This window comes from Flavobacterium faecale (genome assembly GCF_003076455.1).
In the GTDB taxonomy this organism is placed as follows: Bacteria; Bacteroidota; Bacteroidia; order Flavobacteriales; family Flavobacteriaceae; genus Flavobacterium; species Flavobacterium faecale.
In genome coordinates this window covers 3,161,502-3,177,373 of the sequence record NZ_CP020918.1, presented here as the reverse complement: position 1 = coordinate 3,177,373, position 15,872 = coordinate 3,161,502, and the positions used below count along the sequence as shown (strand labels likewise).

Annotated in this window: 18 protein-coding genes; 9 read left to right on the top strand and 9 right to left on the bottom strand. The window is 33.8% G+C overall.

Annotated elements, in window-relative coordinates; all coding sequences use genetic code 11:
- Positions 1-30: 30 nt before the first annotated feature.
- Together FFWV33_RS13565 and holA are read right to left on the bottom strand one after the other, a co-directional pair.
- Positions 31-207 carry a CAL67264 family membrane protein gene (locus tag FFWV33_RS13565; protein ID WP_108741410.1) on the bottom strand — a complete coding sequence of 59 codons (177 nt, stop codon included), beginning with the start codon at positions 205-207 and terminating at the stop codon, positions 31-33.
- Between the two features lie 53 nt (positions 208-260).
- Entirely contained in the window at positions 261-1,265 is a 1,005-nt protein-coding gene (gene holA, locus FFWV33_RS13560) for a DNA polymerase III subunit delta (RefSeq protein ID WP_108741409.1), read from the bottom strand.
- A 227-nt stretch (positions 1,266-1,492) separates the two neighbouring features.
- Between holA and FFWV33_RS13555 the strand changes: the two genes are divergently transcribed.
- The 3 genes from FFWV33_RS13555 to FFWV33_RS13545 all read left to right on the top strand — a co-directional run bounded on the left by FFWV33_RS13555 (position 1,493) and on the right by FFWV33_RS13545 (position 3,839).
- A complete protein-coding gene (locus tag FFWV33_RS13555; RefSeq protein ID WP_108741408.1) occupies positions 1,493-1,942 on the top strand; it encodes a type I restriction enzyme HsdR N-terminal domain-containing protein in 450 nt (149 codons plus the stop codon).
- Positions 1,942-2,928 carry a glycosyltransferase family 2 protein gene (locus FFWV33_RS13550; RefSeq protein ID WP_108741407.1) on the top strand — a complete coding sequence of 329 codons (987 nt, stop codon included), beginning with the start codon at positions 1,942-1,944 and terminating at the stop codon, positions 2,926-2,928. The genes FFWV33_RS13555 and FFWV33_RS13550 overlap by 1 nt, the downstream gene beginning before the upstream one ends.
- 74 nt (positions 2,929-3,002) lie before the next feature.
- Positions 3,003-3,839, top strand: coding sequence for an OmpA/MotB family protein (locus tag FFWV33_RS13545; RefSeq protein ID WP_108741406.1), 837 nt, complete (start codon positions 3,003-3,005; stop codon positions 3,837-3,839).
- Positions 3,840-3,998: 159 nt separating this feature from the next.
- On the opposite strand, the gene FFWV33_RS13540 is transcribed toward FFWV33_RS13545, so the two are convergent.
- From FFWV33_RS13540 to FFWV33_RS13525, 4 genes are all read right to left on the bottom strand, one after another.
- On the bottom strand, positions 3,999-5,282 hold the full coding sequence (locus tag FFWV33_RS13540; protein ID WP_108741405.1) for an NAD(P)/FAD-dependent oxidoreductase: 1,284 nt from the start codon (positions 5,280-5,282) through the stop codon (positions 3,999-4,001).
- A gap of 30 nt (positions 5,283-5,312) precedes the next feature.
- Positions 5,313-6,650, bottom strand: coding sequence for a DEAD/DEAH box helicase (locus tag FFWV33_RS13535; protein WP_108741404.1), 1,338 nt, complete (start codon positions 6,648-6,650; stop codon positions 5,313-5,315).
- 47 nt (positions 6,651-6,697) lie between these two features.
- A complete protein-coding gene (locus tag FFWV33_RS13530; protein WP_108741403.1) occupies positions 6,698-8,266 on the bottom strand; it encodes a DEAD/DEAH box helicase in 1,569 nt (522 codons plus the stop codon).
- Between the two features lie 103 nt (positions 8,267-8,369).
- On the bottom strand, positions 8,370-8,894 hold the full coding sequence (locus tag FFWV33_RS13525; RefSeq protein WP_108741402.1) for a DUF6155 family protein: 525 nt from the start codon (positions 8,892-8,894) through the stop codon (positions 8,370-8,372).
- Positions 8,895-8,990: 96 nt separating this feature from the next.
- Here FFWV33_RS13525 and FFWV33_RS13520 point away from each other — a divergent pair, with 96 nt between their 5' ends.
- Positions 8,991-9,275 (top strand): DUF3817 domain-containing protein, encoded by a 285-nt coding sequence (locus FFWV33_RS13520; protein WP_108741401.1) that lies wholly within the window; start codon positions 8,991-8,993, stop codon positions 9,273-9,275.
- Positions 9,276-9,337: 62 nt separating this feature from the next.
- On the opposite strand, the gene FFWV33_RS13515 is transcribed toward FFWV33_RS13520, so the two are convergent.
- Positions 9,338-9,730, bottom strand: coding sequence for an acyl-CoA thioesterase (locus FFWV33_RS13515; protein ID WP_108741400.1), 393 nt, complete (start codon positions 9,728-9,730; stop codon positions 9,338-9,340).
- Positions 9,731-9,799: 69 nt separating this feature from the next.
- Between FFWV33_RS13515 and FFWV33_RS13510 the strand changes: the two genes are divergently transcribed.
- The 4 genes from FFWV33_RS13510 (at position 9,800) to FFWV33_RS13495 (ending at position 13,552) form a co-directional block, all read left to right on the top strand.
- The gene (locus FFWV33_RS13510; RefSeq protein ID WP_108741399.1) at positions 9,800-10,204 is read left to right on the top strand and encodes a glyoxalase; all 405 of its coding nucleotides are present in this window, start codon (positions 9,800-9,802) and stop codon (positions 10,202-10,204) included.
- 162 nt (positions 10,205-10,366) lie between these two features.
- Positions 10,367-11,473 (top strand): carboxylate-amine ligase, encoded by a 1,107-nt coding sequence (locus tag FFWV33_RS13505; protein WP_108741398.1) that lies wholly within the window; start codon positions 10,367-10,369, stop codon positions 11,471-11,473.
- A gap of 37 nt (positions 11,474-11,510) precedes the next feature.
- A complete protein-coding gene (locus FFWV33_RS13500) occupies positions 11,511-12,332 on the top strand; it encodes a type 1 glutamine amidotransferase (RefSeq protein WP_108741397.1) in 822 nt (273 codons plus the stop codon).
- Positions 12,333-12,358: 26 nt separating this feature from the next.
- Positions 12,359-13,552 carry an ATP-grasp domain-containing protein gene (locus FFWV33_RS13495; protein WP_108741396.1) on the top strand — a complete coding sequence of 398 codons (1,194 nt, stop codon included), beginning with the start codon at positions 12,359-12,361 and terminating at the stop codon, positions 13,550-13,552.
- Position 13,553: 1 nt separating this feature from the next.
- Here FFWV33_RS13495 and FFWV33_RS13490 read toward each other — a convergent pair whose 3' ends face one another.
- On the bottom strand, positions 13,554-14,039 hold the full coding sequence (locus tag FFWV33_RS13490) for a hypothetical protein (RefSeq protein ID WP_108741395.1): 486 nt from the start codon (positions 14,037-14,039) through the stop codon (positions 13,554-13,556).
- A gap of 173 nt (positions 14,040-14,212) precedes the next feature.
- Between FFWV33_RS13490 and FFWV33_RS13485 the strand changes: the two genes are divergently transcribed.
- Complete coding sequence (locus FFWV33_RS13485) at positions 14,213-15,106, top strand: hydroxypyruvate isomerase family protein (RefSeq protein WP_108741394.1); 894 nt, start codon at positions 14,213-14,215, stop codon at positions 15,104-15,106.
- Positions 15,107-15,158: 52 nt separating this feature from the next.
- Here FFWV33_RS13485 and FFWV33_RS13480 read toward each other — a convergent pair whose 3' ends face one another.
- Complete coding sequence (locus FFWV33_RS13480) at positions 15,159-15,851, bottom strand: DUF4240 domain-containing protein (RefSeq protein WP_108741393.1); 693 nt, start codon at positions 15,849-15,851, stop codon at positions 15,159-15,161.
- Between the last annotated feature and the right edge of the window lie 21 nt (positions 15,852-15,872).

The following is a 15,872-nucleotide window of genomic DNA, read 5'->3' as shown; positions in this document are numbered from 1 at the left end:
TTCATGTCTAACTTATTTTATAAATTCAAATCAAAGTCTCCCTTTCAATGAATTAAACACCCATGAAATAGCCAAAAAACCAACTCCAACAGCTGCAAACCCCCAACCTGCTACTTGATTATATTTGAATGCACCTAATCCTATTAATAAGAGTCCCATCAATAGCATTATAAAAGTGGCCCATCCCAAAATTGTATTTTTATTCATTGACATAATTCGAATGTTATTTTTGCATCAACAAATATCGGTGTTTTTTGCCCCTAATTAAAAATCTTATACAGCATTTCTTTCAACAAATCACCGTTTGAGAGTGCATTTGCGCCCACACCCTTACTTTTAACGTCGATTTCTCGTAACGAAGCTATAATTTGACTTACTTTTCGCATAGGATAATTTTTCAGGGCCACGTCATATTCTTTCATGAAAAACGGATTGACACCAATTACACCTGCAACTACCTTAGGATTTTTGTCTTTTGTACCATGGTATTTTAAAAGTTGTATAAAAAAACCAAAGACCAATCCAGTGGTCATCACCATTGGGTTATCTTTTGGATTCTGGGCAAAATTCTCCGCAATTTTATACGCTTTCAGTTGGTTGCGTTCCCCTATTGCTTTACGCAATTCAAAAACATTAAAATCTTTACTAAAACCGATATTTTCTTCAATATCATGTGCTGTAATTGTGCTTCCTTTAGGCAAAACCACCTTTAGCTTTTCTAGTTCATTATTAATTTTACTCAAATCTGTACCTAGAAATTCCACTAGCATAGCGGCCGCTTTGGGCTCAATTGCATATTTTTTACCAGCCAAAACACGCTTTATCCAATCACCTACTTGATTCTCGTACAACTTTTTGCTTTCGAAAACTAAGCCATTTTTAGCCAATGTTTTGGTGACTTTTTTACGTTTATCTAGTGTTTTGTACTTGTAAGCAAACACAAGCACAGTCGATGGCATCGGATTTTCGGCATAAGCTTCGATTTTATCAATGGTACGACTCAATTCCTGCGCTTCCTTAACAATTACGACTTGTCTATCAGCCATCATTGGGTAGCGTTTTGCGGTTGATACAATATCTTCAATAGTTACGTCTCGACCATACAAAACGGTTTGATTAAACCCTTTTTCTTCCTCAGTCAAAATCGTGTCCTCAATATAATCCGATAATTTATCAATATAATAAGCCTCCTCGCCCATCAAAAAATAAATCGGTTTTATATTTCCCGCCTTGATATCATTAACAATTTTTATTACCTCGTCCATTTACCTTTTCTATTTCAAAATTCATTCCAAAAAACAATTGTCCATTGAGCGCCCCGAAGCGAGCAACTAGATATTCTATTCTTACTTTAAATACATCAAACTATTTAAATCCTCCTGTCCCCTATTTGCTAACATAACCAACCAATTACTAGGTTACAATTACTACTATCATCAAACAACTTGGAACTTTAAACTTTAAAGCTGGAACTATTTTGTATTTTTGCCGAATGCAAAAGCTACAATTCCCAACTTATCAATTTCGATTCAAAAATAGCGAAAATAAAGTGTCTATCTTTGATGAAATCAGGAAAAAATTCATCATTCTCACACCAGAAGAATGGGTTCGTCAACATGTGGTTCGTTTTTTACTAGAAGAAAAAAACATTCCGAAATCCTTAATCAACGTCGAAAAAGTATTAAAAGTAAACGGATTAAGAAAAAGATATGATGCTGTAGTCTACAATTCTGATGGTAGTATTTATATTTTGGTCGAATGCAAAGCACCCGAAGTAAAAATTACGCAAGGCGTCTTTGACCAAATTGCAAGATACAACCTCACCATGGATGCCGAATATTTAATGGTAACCAACGGTTTGAATCACTACTTTTGTCAAATGGATTATGAAAACGAAAAATATGATTTCATGCCTGACTTACCTCAATACGCAACAAATTAATGAAAATAGCAGTCGTCATACTCAACTGGAACGGAGTAGCTTTACTTAAACAATTTTTACCTTCGGTGATACAATATTCACCGGAAGCTACTATATATGTAGCAGACAATGCATCAACGGATAATTCTATACCTTATATTAAGGAGCATTTTCCAACGGTACAAATTGTCAAGAACAAAGAGAATTATGGTTTTGCGCAAGGCTATAACGAAGCGCTACTACATATCGACGCCGATGTCTATGCTTTGGTCAATTCTGATATTGAAGTTACCGAAAATTGGTTGGTGCCCATCATTACAACTTTCGAAAAAGAACCTAACACGGCTGTTTTGCAACCCAAAATTTTAGACTTCAAAATTAAAGCAAATTTTGAGTACGCAGGAGCTGCAGGAGGTTTTATTGATAAATATGGATTCCCATATTGTAGAGGTCGCATTTTTGACACAATCGAGAAAGACAAAGGGCAATACAATGACGAGAAAGAAATTTTTTGGGCCTCTGGGGCTTGTTTTTTTATTCGATCAAATGTTTATAAGGATTTAAAAGGGTTTGATAATGATTTTTTTGCCCATCAAGAGGAAATTGATTTGTGCTGGCGCATATTAAACCAAGGATACAAAATTAAATATACCCCTTATTCTACCGTTTATCATGTAGGCGGTGCAACTTTAGACCAAGGAAATCCAAAGAAAACATACTTGAATTTTAGAAATTCATTGTTTATGTTAGTTAAAAACTTACCCACTAGATCGCTTTTCCCTATTATTCTCTCTAGAATGATATTAGACGGAATAGCTGGTTTTAAATTTATTTCAGAAGGAAAATGGAAACATTTTTGGGCAATATTACGTGCTCATTTTAGCTTTTACGGTTCATTTTTAAGTAATTACAACAAACGAACCACAAAGCAACAATTACACTATTACAAAGAAAAGTCCATTGTTTACAAGTACTACGTACAAGGTGGCAAGATATTTGTTAACTAATTTTAACACTGTTTTATAGAGAACTTATGAACTATAAAAACTAAATTTGTATTCGAACCTAATTAATCAATTTTATGAAAAAAATCGTAGTCGCACTATCCGTACTTACACTTTTGACATCTTGCGTATCTAAAAAGAAATACCAAGATCTTGAAGCTAGAAATAAAGAAACTCAAGATTTATTGAATTCTGCTACTGTAAAATTAAACAGTTGTTTAGAAGAAAAAGCAGGTCTTACTGCAAGAGTTGAGGGATTAAGAGATCACAACGAAACGTTGATGACAACCTCTAAAAACTTAACAATGTTAACATCTAAAGGAGCTGAAAACTTAGAGAAATCTTTGGAAAGCTTAAAAGAGAAAGATTTAAGAATTACAAGATTGCAAGATGCAATGACAAGAAAAGACAGTGTTACTCTTGCATTGGTATCTAGCTTGAAAAGCTCAGTTGGAATCTCTGATCCAGATATCGAAATCAACGTTGAAAAAGGAGTTGTTTTCATCTCAATTGCTGATAAATTATTATTTAAAAGTGGTAGCTATGACGTAACTGACAAAGCAAAAGGTGTTTTGGCTAAAGTTGCTAAAGTGGTAAATGACAAACCAGACTTTGAATGTATGGTAGAAGGACACACTGATAGCGTACCTTATGTAGGTAGTGGTGTATTACTTGACAACTGGGATTTGAGTGTTAAACGTTCTACTTCAATTATCCGTGTTTTAACAAACCAATTGGGTGTTAAACCAGAACAATTAATTGCAGCAGGTAGAAGTTCTTACATTCCTTTAGTATCAAACGATACTGCTGAAAACAGAGCTCGTAACCGTAGAACTCGTATCGTAATTTTACCAAAAATTGATCAATTCTACGATATGATCGAAAAAGAAATGAAAAAACAACAAGGTAAATAACTAGTACCCACAAAGTACAATTATTACTTTTTTGAAAAGATCAAAAACGTTCCGATTTAATCGGAGCGTTTTTTTTTGGTTTTCACATTTTCGATTAAATAAAAAATGCCCTTCTGAAACGTATTCAGAAGGGCATTAATTTTATAAACGAAAACAGTTTTATGATTCTGTAGTAGTAATTTTTGGTGCTTTTTTATCAGGTCTAATGATCATTCGTAATGAATTATCTTTAGAAAAATAAGCAACCATCCAATTGTAAAAGGTTTTTACTTTATTTCGATAAGTAATCAAAGAGATCAAGTGAATGAACAACCAAATGATCCAAGCAAAGAAACCTTTGAAGTGCATTTCTGGTTTAGGTAAATCAACAACTGCTTTATTTTTTCCGATAATAGCCATCGCTCCTTTATCATTGTAGATAAAAGGTACTTGCGCTTTACCGTTCATACTCAACTTGAAGTTTTTGGCCAAATTAATACCTTGTTGTATTGCTACTTGTGCCACTTGTGGATGTCCATGTTCAAAACTTGGATCATTAAATTGAATACAAGTATCTCCAATCGCAAAAATGTTTTGCGTACCTTCAATTTTATTATAAGCATCGGTTTTCAAACGCTTACCGCGTCCATATGATTCAGCCCCAATGCCCTTAAACTCTCGTGCGGTTACACCAGCTGCCCAGATAAGATTCTTGGTTTGGATGGTATCACCATTTGCAAAATGAACAGTATCGTCAACATAGTCAACTACATTGTTGTTCAATTTTACCACAACCCCCAATTCGGTTAATGCTTTATAAGTATCTTCTTGCGACTTTTTACTCATTGGTGCCAATAATGCCGGACCACCATCTACCAAGTAAATATTGCTGGCAGTAGTTGCTAATTCAGGATATTCTTTCAAGAAGATATTCTTACGCATTTCGGCAAACATTCCAGAAATCTCCACTCCAGTTGGTCCACCTCCAGCTACAACAACCGTTAGTAATTTACGACGCTTACGTATATCTTTTGTAATGGCTGCTTTTTCTAAGTTTTTCAACAAAGTATTACGCATCACAATTGCATCGTTCAAGGTCTTCATTGGAATAGCGTTCTTTTTAACGTTTTCCATTCCAAAGTAACTAGTTTCTGCACCAGTAGCAAAAATTAGTTGGTCGTAAAACAATTCGCCATTACTTAAAATTACTTTATTTTCTGAAGGTATTACTTCTTGAAATTCGCCTAAGCGAAATTGTAGATTTTTTTTACCTGCAAAAAATTTTCTAAAAGGATAACTGATACTAGAAGGCTCCAAGTAGGCTGTAGCTACTTGGTAGATTAGTGGAGGAAAAAAATTATAGTTATTTTTATCAACCAAAGTTACGCGAACTCCATCTTGATTCAATAGTGCTTTTGCGAGATTCATTCCCGCAAAACCGCCTCCGATAATTACGATTTCCATACAGATTTAATTAATATTTAATTTAGTTTTTTAGTTCTTTTTTAATTTTTTCACCGGTTTTTCTGCTGGTGTATTTTTGTTTTGAAGCAAATAATTCGCTAGAATTTTATCAACCAATTCATCCTTGGTCAGATGATGAAAGATGGTTTTAATTTTTGCTTTTAAATTTTGGTCTACTTCGTGGTTCGGTTTGGTTTTAAAAATTTGTTTGGCCCATAAAAGTGTATTATTTTCTTCAATACTAGCTTCTGATGGTTTTTGAAAAAGATGAAACTTAATTCCTAATTCTTTTTCGAATTCAGGAATTTCATTCACTTCTTCTGGTTGTAACACAGTTAATGAAAGTCCCTTTGCTCCTGCTCTCGCAGTACGCCCGCTACGGTGCACGTAGGCCTCGTAAGCATCAGGAAGATGGTAGTTTACCACATATGATATTTCTTTGACATCAATACCTCTAGCTGCCAAATCAGTGGCCACTAATATATTGATATGCCCTTCACGAAATTGGTCCATGATTCGGTCTCTAATTCCTTGACTTAAACTACCGTGAATTGCTCCTGAAGAAAATCGGTTGATCGCTAGGTTTTTGGCTAATTTGTTTACCGCTGCTTTAGTTTTGCAAAAGATAATTCCTCTTTCTCCTTCTTTGCTATTCAAAAAATGCATTAAGACGTCTAGTTTTTCAATCGGATCTACCACAATATATTGGTGGTCTATCCCTTGGTTTCCTACCGTTTCCATACTTGCACTTACTTGCACAACATTTTTATGCAAATAATTCTGAATCAACTGCTTGATTGTTCCTGGCATTGTGGCCGAGAACAAAATCGTCTTGTGAACTTTGGGCAATGCTGCTACTATAGTATCTAGACTTTCTTTTAAGATACTCACCATTTCATCAGCTTCATCCAATACCAAAAAGGCAGTTTGAGACAAATCGATAGCTTTTCTTTCGATTAAATCAATTAAACGACCTGGAGTGGCCACTACAATATGTGTAGCAGATTGTAAGCGTTCCATTTGAGGTTTGATCGGAATTCCACCACATGTTGCCGCTATAGAAATCTCTGTTGAATACTTTGCAAACGACTCCAAATTATTAAAAATTTGATGTCCTAATTCACGCGTTGGAGCCAAAATTACCGCTTGTACAGCGGTATTTTTGACATCTATAAGTTGTAACAATGGCAATCCAAATGCAGCTGTTTTACCAGTACCTGTTTTGGCAACTCCTACCACATCAGTAGTGTTGCTTAAAAGTAGCGGAATGGATTTTTGTTGAATTTCTGTAGGTTCAACAATATTCAATTCGGCAAGTGCTTTTAGAATTGGTGCTGAAATTCCTAAATCTAAGAATTGTTTTGGCATTTGAATTTTATTGTTTTAAGTGTAAATTTAATTTCGAATAGCAACGTTTACGATTGATCTTCGTCTTCGTCCTCTTCTTCATCTAATTCACGTAATATTTTTTCTCTGTATTTTTTCCCGATAAGTAATGTTAGTTTCAAAGAATAATCTTCTACCAACCACTCACGGTAATTTTTACTACACTGACTCAAACATTTTGAGTAGCGTTTGATACGGCATTCTATATCGGCAGCCAATTCTTTTGACAGCATTCTAGCATCTCTCAATTCTTCGGTATTATCTACACACATGGCAGCATGCTGATCCAATGATTTTTCAAGAACTACTTTCGAACGTAAGTTTTGTGCTATTGCTGCTTTGTGTTCTTCATCGACGTCAAATGTTACATCTTCTGTTTTACTAAATTTTGCTCGCAATTCTGCTGGCATAGTGTATTTAAAATGCAATTCGATTTCAGAGTCATCCCTAAGATTTTCTAGATAGAATTCTGGCGATTTAAAGATATGTTGCCAGTTTACAGGCTCACTCCATAATCCAAAACGCGCAGCGTTATTCCCCAAATCAATTACAGAGAACTCATCTTTTAATGGTAGTTTACGAGAACCACGACCTATCATTTGATAATATAATGTCAAAGACTTGGTAGCTCTATTCAAAATAATAGTTTCTACCGTTGGTTCATCAAAACCAGTGGTAAGAATCCCGACTGAAGACAAAATAGCATCAGGCGTGTGTTTGAACCATTGCAAAATTTCTTTACGTTCTTCATTACTGCTCGTATTATCTAGGTGACGCACGGGATATCCTGCCTCTCTAAAGGTTTCATAAACATAAAGCGACGTATTAATACCATTGTTAAAGATCAATGTCTTTTTACCCAATGATCGCTCTGTGTAAGCGTGCAATAGTTTTTCTTGCATCAACGTATTGGTATACAAATCATCTGATGATTTTACAGTATAATCACCATTTATACCTACTTTCAAAGAGGTCAATCCCACATCATAACTATAGGTAACAGCACGCGCCAAGAAACCTTGATCAATTAAAGAGGCGATCGTGTCTCCTACAATTAATTCATCATAGCTTTGGTGCATTGGTAATTTTATATTCGAGCTTAACGGCGTAGCAGTTACCCCCAAAATAAAGGCGTTCTTAAAAGAACTTAATAATTTTCTAAAGGAATTGTAATGCGCCTCATCAATAATCACTAGACCAATATTGTCTAAGTGTAACTTTTCGTCATTGATACGGTTTTTCAAAGTTTCGACCATCGCCACGAAACATGAATATTCGTTTTGATCCGGAAGATCCTTAACTTTACTGTTAATAATTTTATTTTTCACACCAAAGCCTTTCAACATTTTTGATGTTTGCTTACACAACTCAATTCTGTGAGTTAGTACAACAACCTTCTTTTGGTGCTTAGAAATATATCTACGAACAATTTCAGAAAAAATCACCGTTTTACCTCCACCCGTTGGTAATTGGTATAACAAATGATGTTGCTTTGGTCCATTGTCTATGCGTTCAAAAATAGCGTCAATATCGCCTTGTTGATATGCATAAAGTTCCTTTTTATCTTCTTTTTCTACTTCTATAAAATTTTCGAGCATGCGTTTATTGAGTTTTTGCAAAAATACGTCGAAAAAACAGGCAAACCATGATATTTAAACAAAAAGAAATAGAATCTTTAAATAAATAAGAAATTTAGTAGTTTTAGTAATCAAAAGGCTCCAAAACTGCACCAAAAAGGGCATGATTCTTCCACTTTTGAGCTACCGTTTCCTGATGAATTGCCTTAATTCTGCCTTTAAAATCGGTAATAATTCCGTTTGCAATCACATATTGCACTAGTTGCTGATATGAATTCAACATACTTTTAAAAAACAGCTCTTGCTTGATGTGGTTTTCGGTAGAAAAAGTTTGTGCAATTTCAATATTGTATAACATCAAATCGGCAATAATAAATGGATCGACCCCTAACAGTAAAAAATGTTTAATATACTTTTGGGCTACCGATCGTCTCATTTTTGGTTTGGTTCTTCGACCCACTTTTACAGGGAAATATTCATTAGAAATTTTTAATTTACTTTCCTGCAGTAAGCTATCCTCTTTCGGGTTGAATACAAAATTATAATACACCTTCACAGGCGGAAACTTATCGTACAGCTCCAAAAGTTGCTCTTCGAGTTGTTCCTTATTTAATTCTGACAAGTATTTTTTTAAATCTCTCTTACTCATTGTTTAAATTGTAAACCTAGTGTTAAATTAGCTTCTTAAAAGTTTTAATAACCAACGATATTACTTATTTTTGCTGGAAATTAAAAAAAACAATCCATGTTAAAACTGTTTAAAATTGTAGCTATACTTGAGGGAATATCCTATTTGGTTTTATTTTCGAACATGCTTTTTATAAAACCTAACAATTTCGAACTATATCATACCTTATTATATCCAATTGGTATGAGTCATGGTGTATTGTTTATAGGATATATTGCTCTAGCTATTTTACTCAAAAATGCACAACGTTGGGACTGGAAGACCTTCGGGATCATCCTTGCAGCTTCTTTAGTTCCATTCGGTACTTTTTATATTGAAAAAAAATATTTAGCAACTGCTTAATTTCTTTCGAAAAATAAAATTAAAGTTCTACCAGGTATATGTATCGTACCTAGTAGAACTTTTTAATTTTCGATCAATCTATCTTTTACAAATTCAATCTTAGTTTTCCCATGTGCTTTCGGTTTTCCATCGGGGCCCAAATTAACCATGGTTGTAGTATCTATGGTGATAATGGTCTCGCGCGTCATCATGTTTCGCACTTCACATTGTAAGGTGAGCGATGTATTGCCAAATTTCACAACATCAATTCCGATTTCGATAATATCTCCTTGTTTTGCTGATCGTCTAAAATTGATTTCAGACATGCTTTTGGTTACTACTCTAGGACTTTCTAATTGAATAATAGCGTACAAAGCCAATTCTTCATCTATCCATGCTAATAGTTGTCCTCCAAATAAAGTGCCGTTTGGATTTAGGTCTTGCGGCTTGACCCATTTTCTTGTGTGAAATCTCATAAATCATTATTTAATATTGCTAAAATACGATTTGCTAAAGTATTTTTCGTTAATTTTAAAAGAAAAAAAATGAGCCCAAGAGACCAATTTTTAACCGAATTTAGAGGAGAATCTATAGGTAGTATCAATTCGCAATCGTCAACTGATGAAAATTTTCAAAATCAGGTACTACGACCAATTTTAAAACTACAAAACGATCTTTTTGTAGCTTCGTTTTTAAATTATATCACCAAGTACAAAAAGGATTTCTATGCGCAATCTATTGAAAAAAAGACTGCTACCATCGAAAATGCTATTCAAAAAGATATTAAGTATCGAAATGCTTTGAAAGGGATGGTTGTAGGCTTATTTACAACAGAAGAATATAGTCTTTATATTCAAAACTCATCAAGTTTGAACAAACGAATGATGAATATGCTGATAGAAAGACTCAAAAGCCAAGTTCAACTCTTTGAAGCAAAAACCAGCGTTTAAGAGCAGTTGAACTATAAAAAAACTGTTATTTTTTATTATAAATAGGTTTTGCATACACAAAACCTATTTATTTTTCTCTTTTATGATTCGTCATGAAAGAGCATTTTACTATTAACCAACCAAAACACCAAACTATTTAATTTATATCAAAAACTTCTATAAATGAAAAAACTACCCATTTTCACAATAGGTGTCGAAGAGGAATATCAAATTATAGATCCTGAGACTAGAGACTTACGATCTCATTTGTCAAAAATTGTAGAAGGTGGTAAAATACTACTCAAGGAACAAGTAAAAGCCGAAATGCACCAATCTGCGGTCGAAGTCGGGACTAATATTTGTAATACAGTACATGAAGCTGAGAAAGAAATAAAATTTTTACGTTCAAAAATCGTTGAATTAGCAGATCATCAAGGATTAATTGTAGGTGGCGCTGGTACACATCCCTTTGCAAATTGGCAAGATCAATTAATCACAGATGATCCTCGCTACCATAATATTATCAAAGAACTACAAGATGCTGCGCGATCCAATTTAATTTTTGGATTACACTGCCATATAGGGATTCAAAACAAGGAAATGGCGCTAAAAATAATGAATCAAGCTTGTTATTTTCTGCCCCATATTTTTGCACTTTCGACTAATTCCCCCTTTTGGCAAGGTAGGCAGACAGGCTACAAATCGTATCGAACCAAAGTATTTGATAAATTTCCTAGAACTGGTTTACCCGAATATTTTGACTGCTTGAGTTCTTATGAAGGTTTTTTGGAGACCTTAGTTAAAACAAACTGCATTGATGATCCCAAGAAAATTTGGTGGGATTTGCGACTGCATCCGGTATATGATACCATTGAATTTCGAATCTGCGACATGTGTCTCACTGCAGACGAAACAATGTGTATCGTAGCTATCATACAAGCAGTTGTAGCAAAACTATATAAAATGAACTTGAACAATATGAGTTTTAATATTTATAGGATAGCATTAATAAAGGAGAATAAATTTAGAGCCTCGAGATACGGCATCGAAGGTGAAATGATAGATTTTGGTCTGCAGAAAGAAGTAGAAACACGTGTATTAATTCGTGAATTAATCGATTTTATTGACGAGGTAGTTGATGAATTAGGCAGTAGAGATCATATTAATTATGTACATGAAATACTGAAAAACGGCACTGGAGCAGCCAAACAATTGGCGGTATTTGAGGAAACAAAAGATTTAAAGAAGGTAGTTGATTTTATCACTACAGAATTCACCAAGGGTTTATAGATGAAATTCTTATATTTGTTCCACTAAATACCACAGAATGAACAAGAATAACACTATTAGGTTGGCTATATTGGATATGTACGACGGGCATCCTAATCAAGGAATGCGGTGCATTATTGATAGCATTATGCAATTTTCGAATGTTATGAAATTTGAAATCTTTGACGTGCGCTCCAAATGTGAATTACCCGAAATCGAAAAATACGACATTTATATTTCTACCGGAGGACCAGGAAACCCATTGGAAGGTGACGGAATTTGGGACACAAAGTACTACCAATTTATTGATTCGCTGATGGCTTGGAATAAAGAGAACGAGGAAAAAAAGCATGTTTTATTTATTTGTCATTCTTTTCAAATGGCCTGCAAACATTTTGGATTGGCAGAAATCACTAAAAGAAAAGGCACCTCATTTGGAGTGATGAAAATCAAAAAAACAGTCGACGGACAAGATGACCCTTTATATGAGGGATTAAACAATCCTTTTTACACTATTGATTCGAGAGATTATCAAGTAGTGCAACCCAAACTGAATGTTTTTAAAAAATACGGCGCAAAAATTCTTTCGCTTGAAAAAATGAGAGACAAAGTCCAGTACGAGCGAGCCATCATGGCGGTGCGATTTACAGACCATTTTGTTGGTACCCAATTTCATCCAGAAGCAGATCCAATTAGTTTTATTTCTCATCTTCGAAATAAAGAAGCGAAAGACAAAATAAGAAAAATGAAGGGTAAGCGAAAATTCAGAAATATGTTGGAAGATTTGTTAGATGATGATAAAATCTACATGACAAATGAAACTATCATTCCAAATTTTCTAAAAGTAGCCGTGAACGACTTACTGAAGACAAAAAAATAATGTCTGTTTAATAAATGTAAAGTACTATGATTTCGAAATATAGAGAAGAATTCAACTCGGCATTTTCCGGAGAAAACTATCAAAATCTTAAGGATGCTATTGCTCGTGATTTTGATTGTGAACCCAAATTTAGAATTGCAGAAACTCCTTTTTTTATTTCGAAAACATTAAAAGACCAATTAATAGAAGGTTGTAACGATGTTATAGCTTTTATTAAGAGAGACGGATTTAATAAACTGACTAATAAATCATTAGAAAATAATAAAAAAGTCGCCAATGAAGATAGCCATACTAATTTTATGGCTGTTGATTTTGGTATTTGCGAAGAAAACGGACACACCATTCCTAAGTTAATTGAAGTTCAAGGATTTCCGTCTTTGTTTAATTTTCAAAATAATTTATTCGAAAAATTTAAAGAAGTTTATCCTTTTTTAGCATCTTTTACACCTTATGTCAATGGTGCATCTCAAGAGGAATATCTTGGTATTTTGAGAGATGTAATTTGCAATAATCATCCAACTGAAAATGTAATTTTACTCGAAATAGAACCTGATAACCAACCCACAAAAATTGACTTTGATTATTGTAAACGAGACCTAGGCGTTACCCCTGTATGTGTTACGGAACTGATCAAAAAAGGAAAACAATTATTCTATAAAAATAAGAACGGACAAGAAATTCTTGTAAAACGAATTTATAACCGCGTCATATTTGACGAACTCGATGCCCGTACCGATTTGAAATTACAGTTTAGCTTCACTGATGATTTGGATGTTGAATGGGCAGGTCATCCAAATTGGTTTTTTAGGATTAGTAAATTTATACTGCCATTATTAAAAGGTAAATACTTTATTGATACCATTTTACTTAGTGATTTAGAACAAATTCCTGAAGATTTAGAGAACTATGTTTTAAAGCCTCTTTTTTCGTTCTCTGGAGCAGGAGTTATTTTTCATGTCACAAAAGCCGACATTGAAGCAGTAGTTGACAAAGAAAACTATATTTTACAAAAAAAAGTGCACTACCTCCCTATTCTACAAGCTCCTGACCAAAAAATAAAGGTCGAAGTGAGAATGTTGTGTACTTGGAAGGATGATGACGAAAACCCAATTATACTTAGTAATTTGGTACGACTGAGCCGTGGCGAAATGATTGGTGTAAAATACAATCAAGACAAAGATTGGGTGGGTGGTACTCTTGGGTTGTTTGAAAAAGAATGAATTAGTTAAAAAAAGGAGCGAGCATAGTAAGACCAATTTTTGAAATAGCAATATCTTGTTGCGTCTTTGCACCTGAAAAAGATGCTAAAACAAATCCTGATTTTACTTTTACTATAACACCTCCTGCCCAACCGAATTCCCCAGTTTTAAGTTTTCTGCCTTTTTCACCGCTATTTTTAAGTGTTTCAGCCATTTCAGATGCCTTTGCACTTGCAATTGCTAACAAATTTGCTTTTTCGTCGGATAGAGAACCTACAACTTTCATCTTTGATATCCAAGACTGAACGCTATCGCCAGGAACAAAACATACTATTGCTACTCCTTCTGCCTTTACATCAATTGCCTCCTTTTCCATGGCTAATAATGCTTTAGCAGCGCTTTTTATAAAAATCTTCTCTAATTTTAGTTGGTTTTTTTGCTGACCAAAAAATGGATTGCACATCATTAAAAATACAAAAGTAAAAACTAATAAAAATTTATTCTTCATAATACTAGCTATTTTTTAATTGCTTTAAATAATTATTTTAAGGATTTTTTTTTCTAATAGAAAAAATTAATTACTGTTTCTAAGCAAGTTACTTTAATAATTTTTAATGGCTGAAGGAAAACTTAAATATCATATAAAAAAACAATTACTTATATTTGATTAAACTAAGGAAAATGAAAAGACCAACAAATCGACGATCAGCACTCAAAAGTATTTTAGCAGGTACTATTACTTTTGGTATTTCTGATCGCTTATTCGCACTTCCAACCGCTGGTGTTTATACAAAGGATGAACCTATAAAATTAAATGGAAATATTAATCATTCTGTTGCAAGATGGTGCTTTAAAGATATAGAATTAGAAGCTTTATGTATCGCTGCAAAAAATATGGGGATTACAGGAATTGATTTAGTAGGCCCAAAAGATTGGCCAATTTTACAAAAACATGGACTCACATCTTCCATGTGTAATGGTGCCGAAATAAATTTATTAGACGGTTTTAATGATTTAAAATTTCATGAAGTACTTATAAAAAGTTACACAGAAATGATTCCTCTGGTAGCACAAGCGGGATACTCAAAATTAATATGTTTTAGCGGTAAGCGAAGAGGAAAAACTGATGAGGAAGGTTGGAATAATTGCGTGATAGGTTTACAAAAATTAATCCCCATAGCCGAAAAACATAATGTAATCCTTGTAATGGAATTACTTAACAGTAAAATAGATCACAAGGACAATCAATGTGATAAAACATCATGGGGTGTTGAACTTGCAAAAAGATTGCATTCGGAAAACTTTAAATTACTTTACGACATATACCATATGCAGATAGATGAGGGAGATGTGATTCGGACAATAAAAGAAAATCATCAATACATTGCTCATTATCATACTGCAGGAGTACCTGGCCGAAATGAAATTGATGATTCACAGGAATTAAATTATCCTGCAATTATGAAAGCAATAGCCGCAACAGGATTCAAAGGTTATGTAGGACAAGAATTTTTAGCTAAAAATCCAGATAAACTAAAATCATTACGACAAGCCGTTACTATTTGTGACATTTAATTTAATAAAGAATATAACTGAAAACAGAATAAGCTTTCCATCTAAACCACCCTTATTTCCAAAGTTTTTTAAATAGCGTAGGGCAAATTTTCTCCATTGACTTTGGTTCATCTACGCTCCAATTGAAAGTAATTAATGGATAATGCTCATCATTAGTCACAAAGGTATCATAATCAATATAATCGTATATTTCATGGTCTGTTTTATTCATGAACGCGTTCATTGCTACAAACCAAAAACCTTCAAATTCATATGATTCTTTGCCTTCTTGCACTAAATCGGCTAAACTATCAGGGTTTGCCACTGCTTTGTTAAAAGCATCTTTTCCTTGTGCAATAATCCAACATCTAAAATAATCAAATCCACCATCTGTACCACCATTCATGATGTATGCGGCACACCACAAATTGGATTTATAGGTATCGAATAATAATTTATCTGTACGCAATCGGAAACCAATGATTTCTTTTGGAGTTAATTTTTCAAGCTCATTTGTTATGAAAATTTCTTGATACGCCTGTGTAACATTTGCTTCTTTTGACTTTTCGATAATGGCCCAATACTGATCCTCTGGAAGCATTTCTGCTGATTTTACGAAAGCAATGGAATCAAATACTTGCAATGGTTCTGTTTCTTTAACTACAACAACCGTTTTTACTACCTCTTTGTCTTTCACATTATTTTGCGCAAAAACTGCTAAGAAATTAAAAAGAGAAAGAAATAAAATGGTAGCAGAAGTTTTCATAATGATTGATCAAGTTAAGAT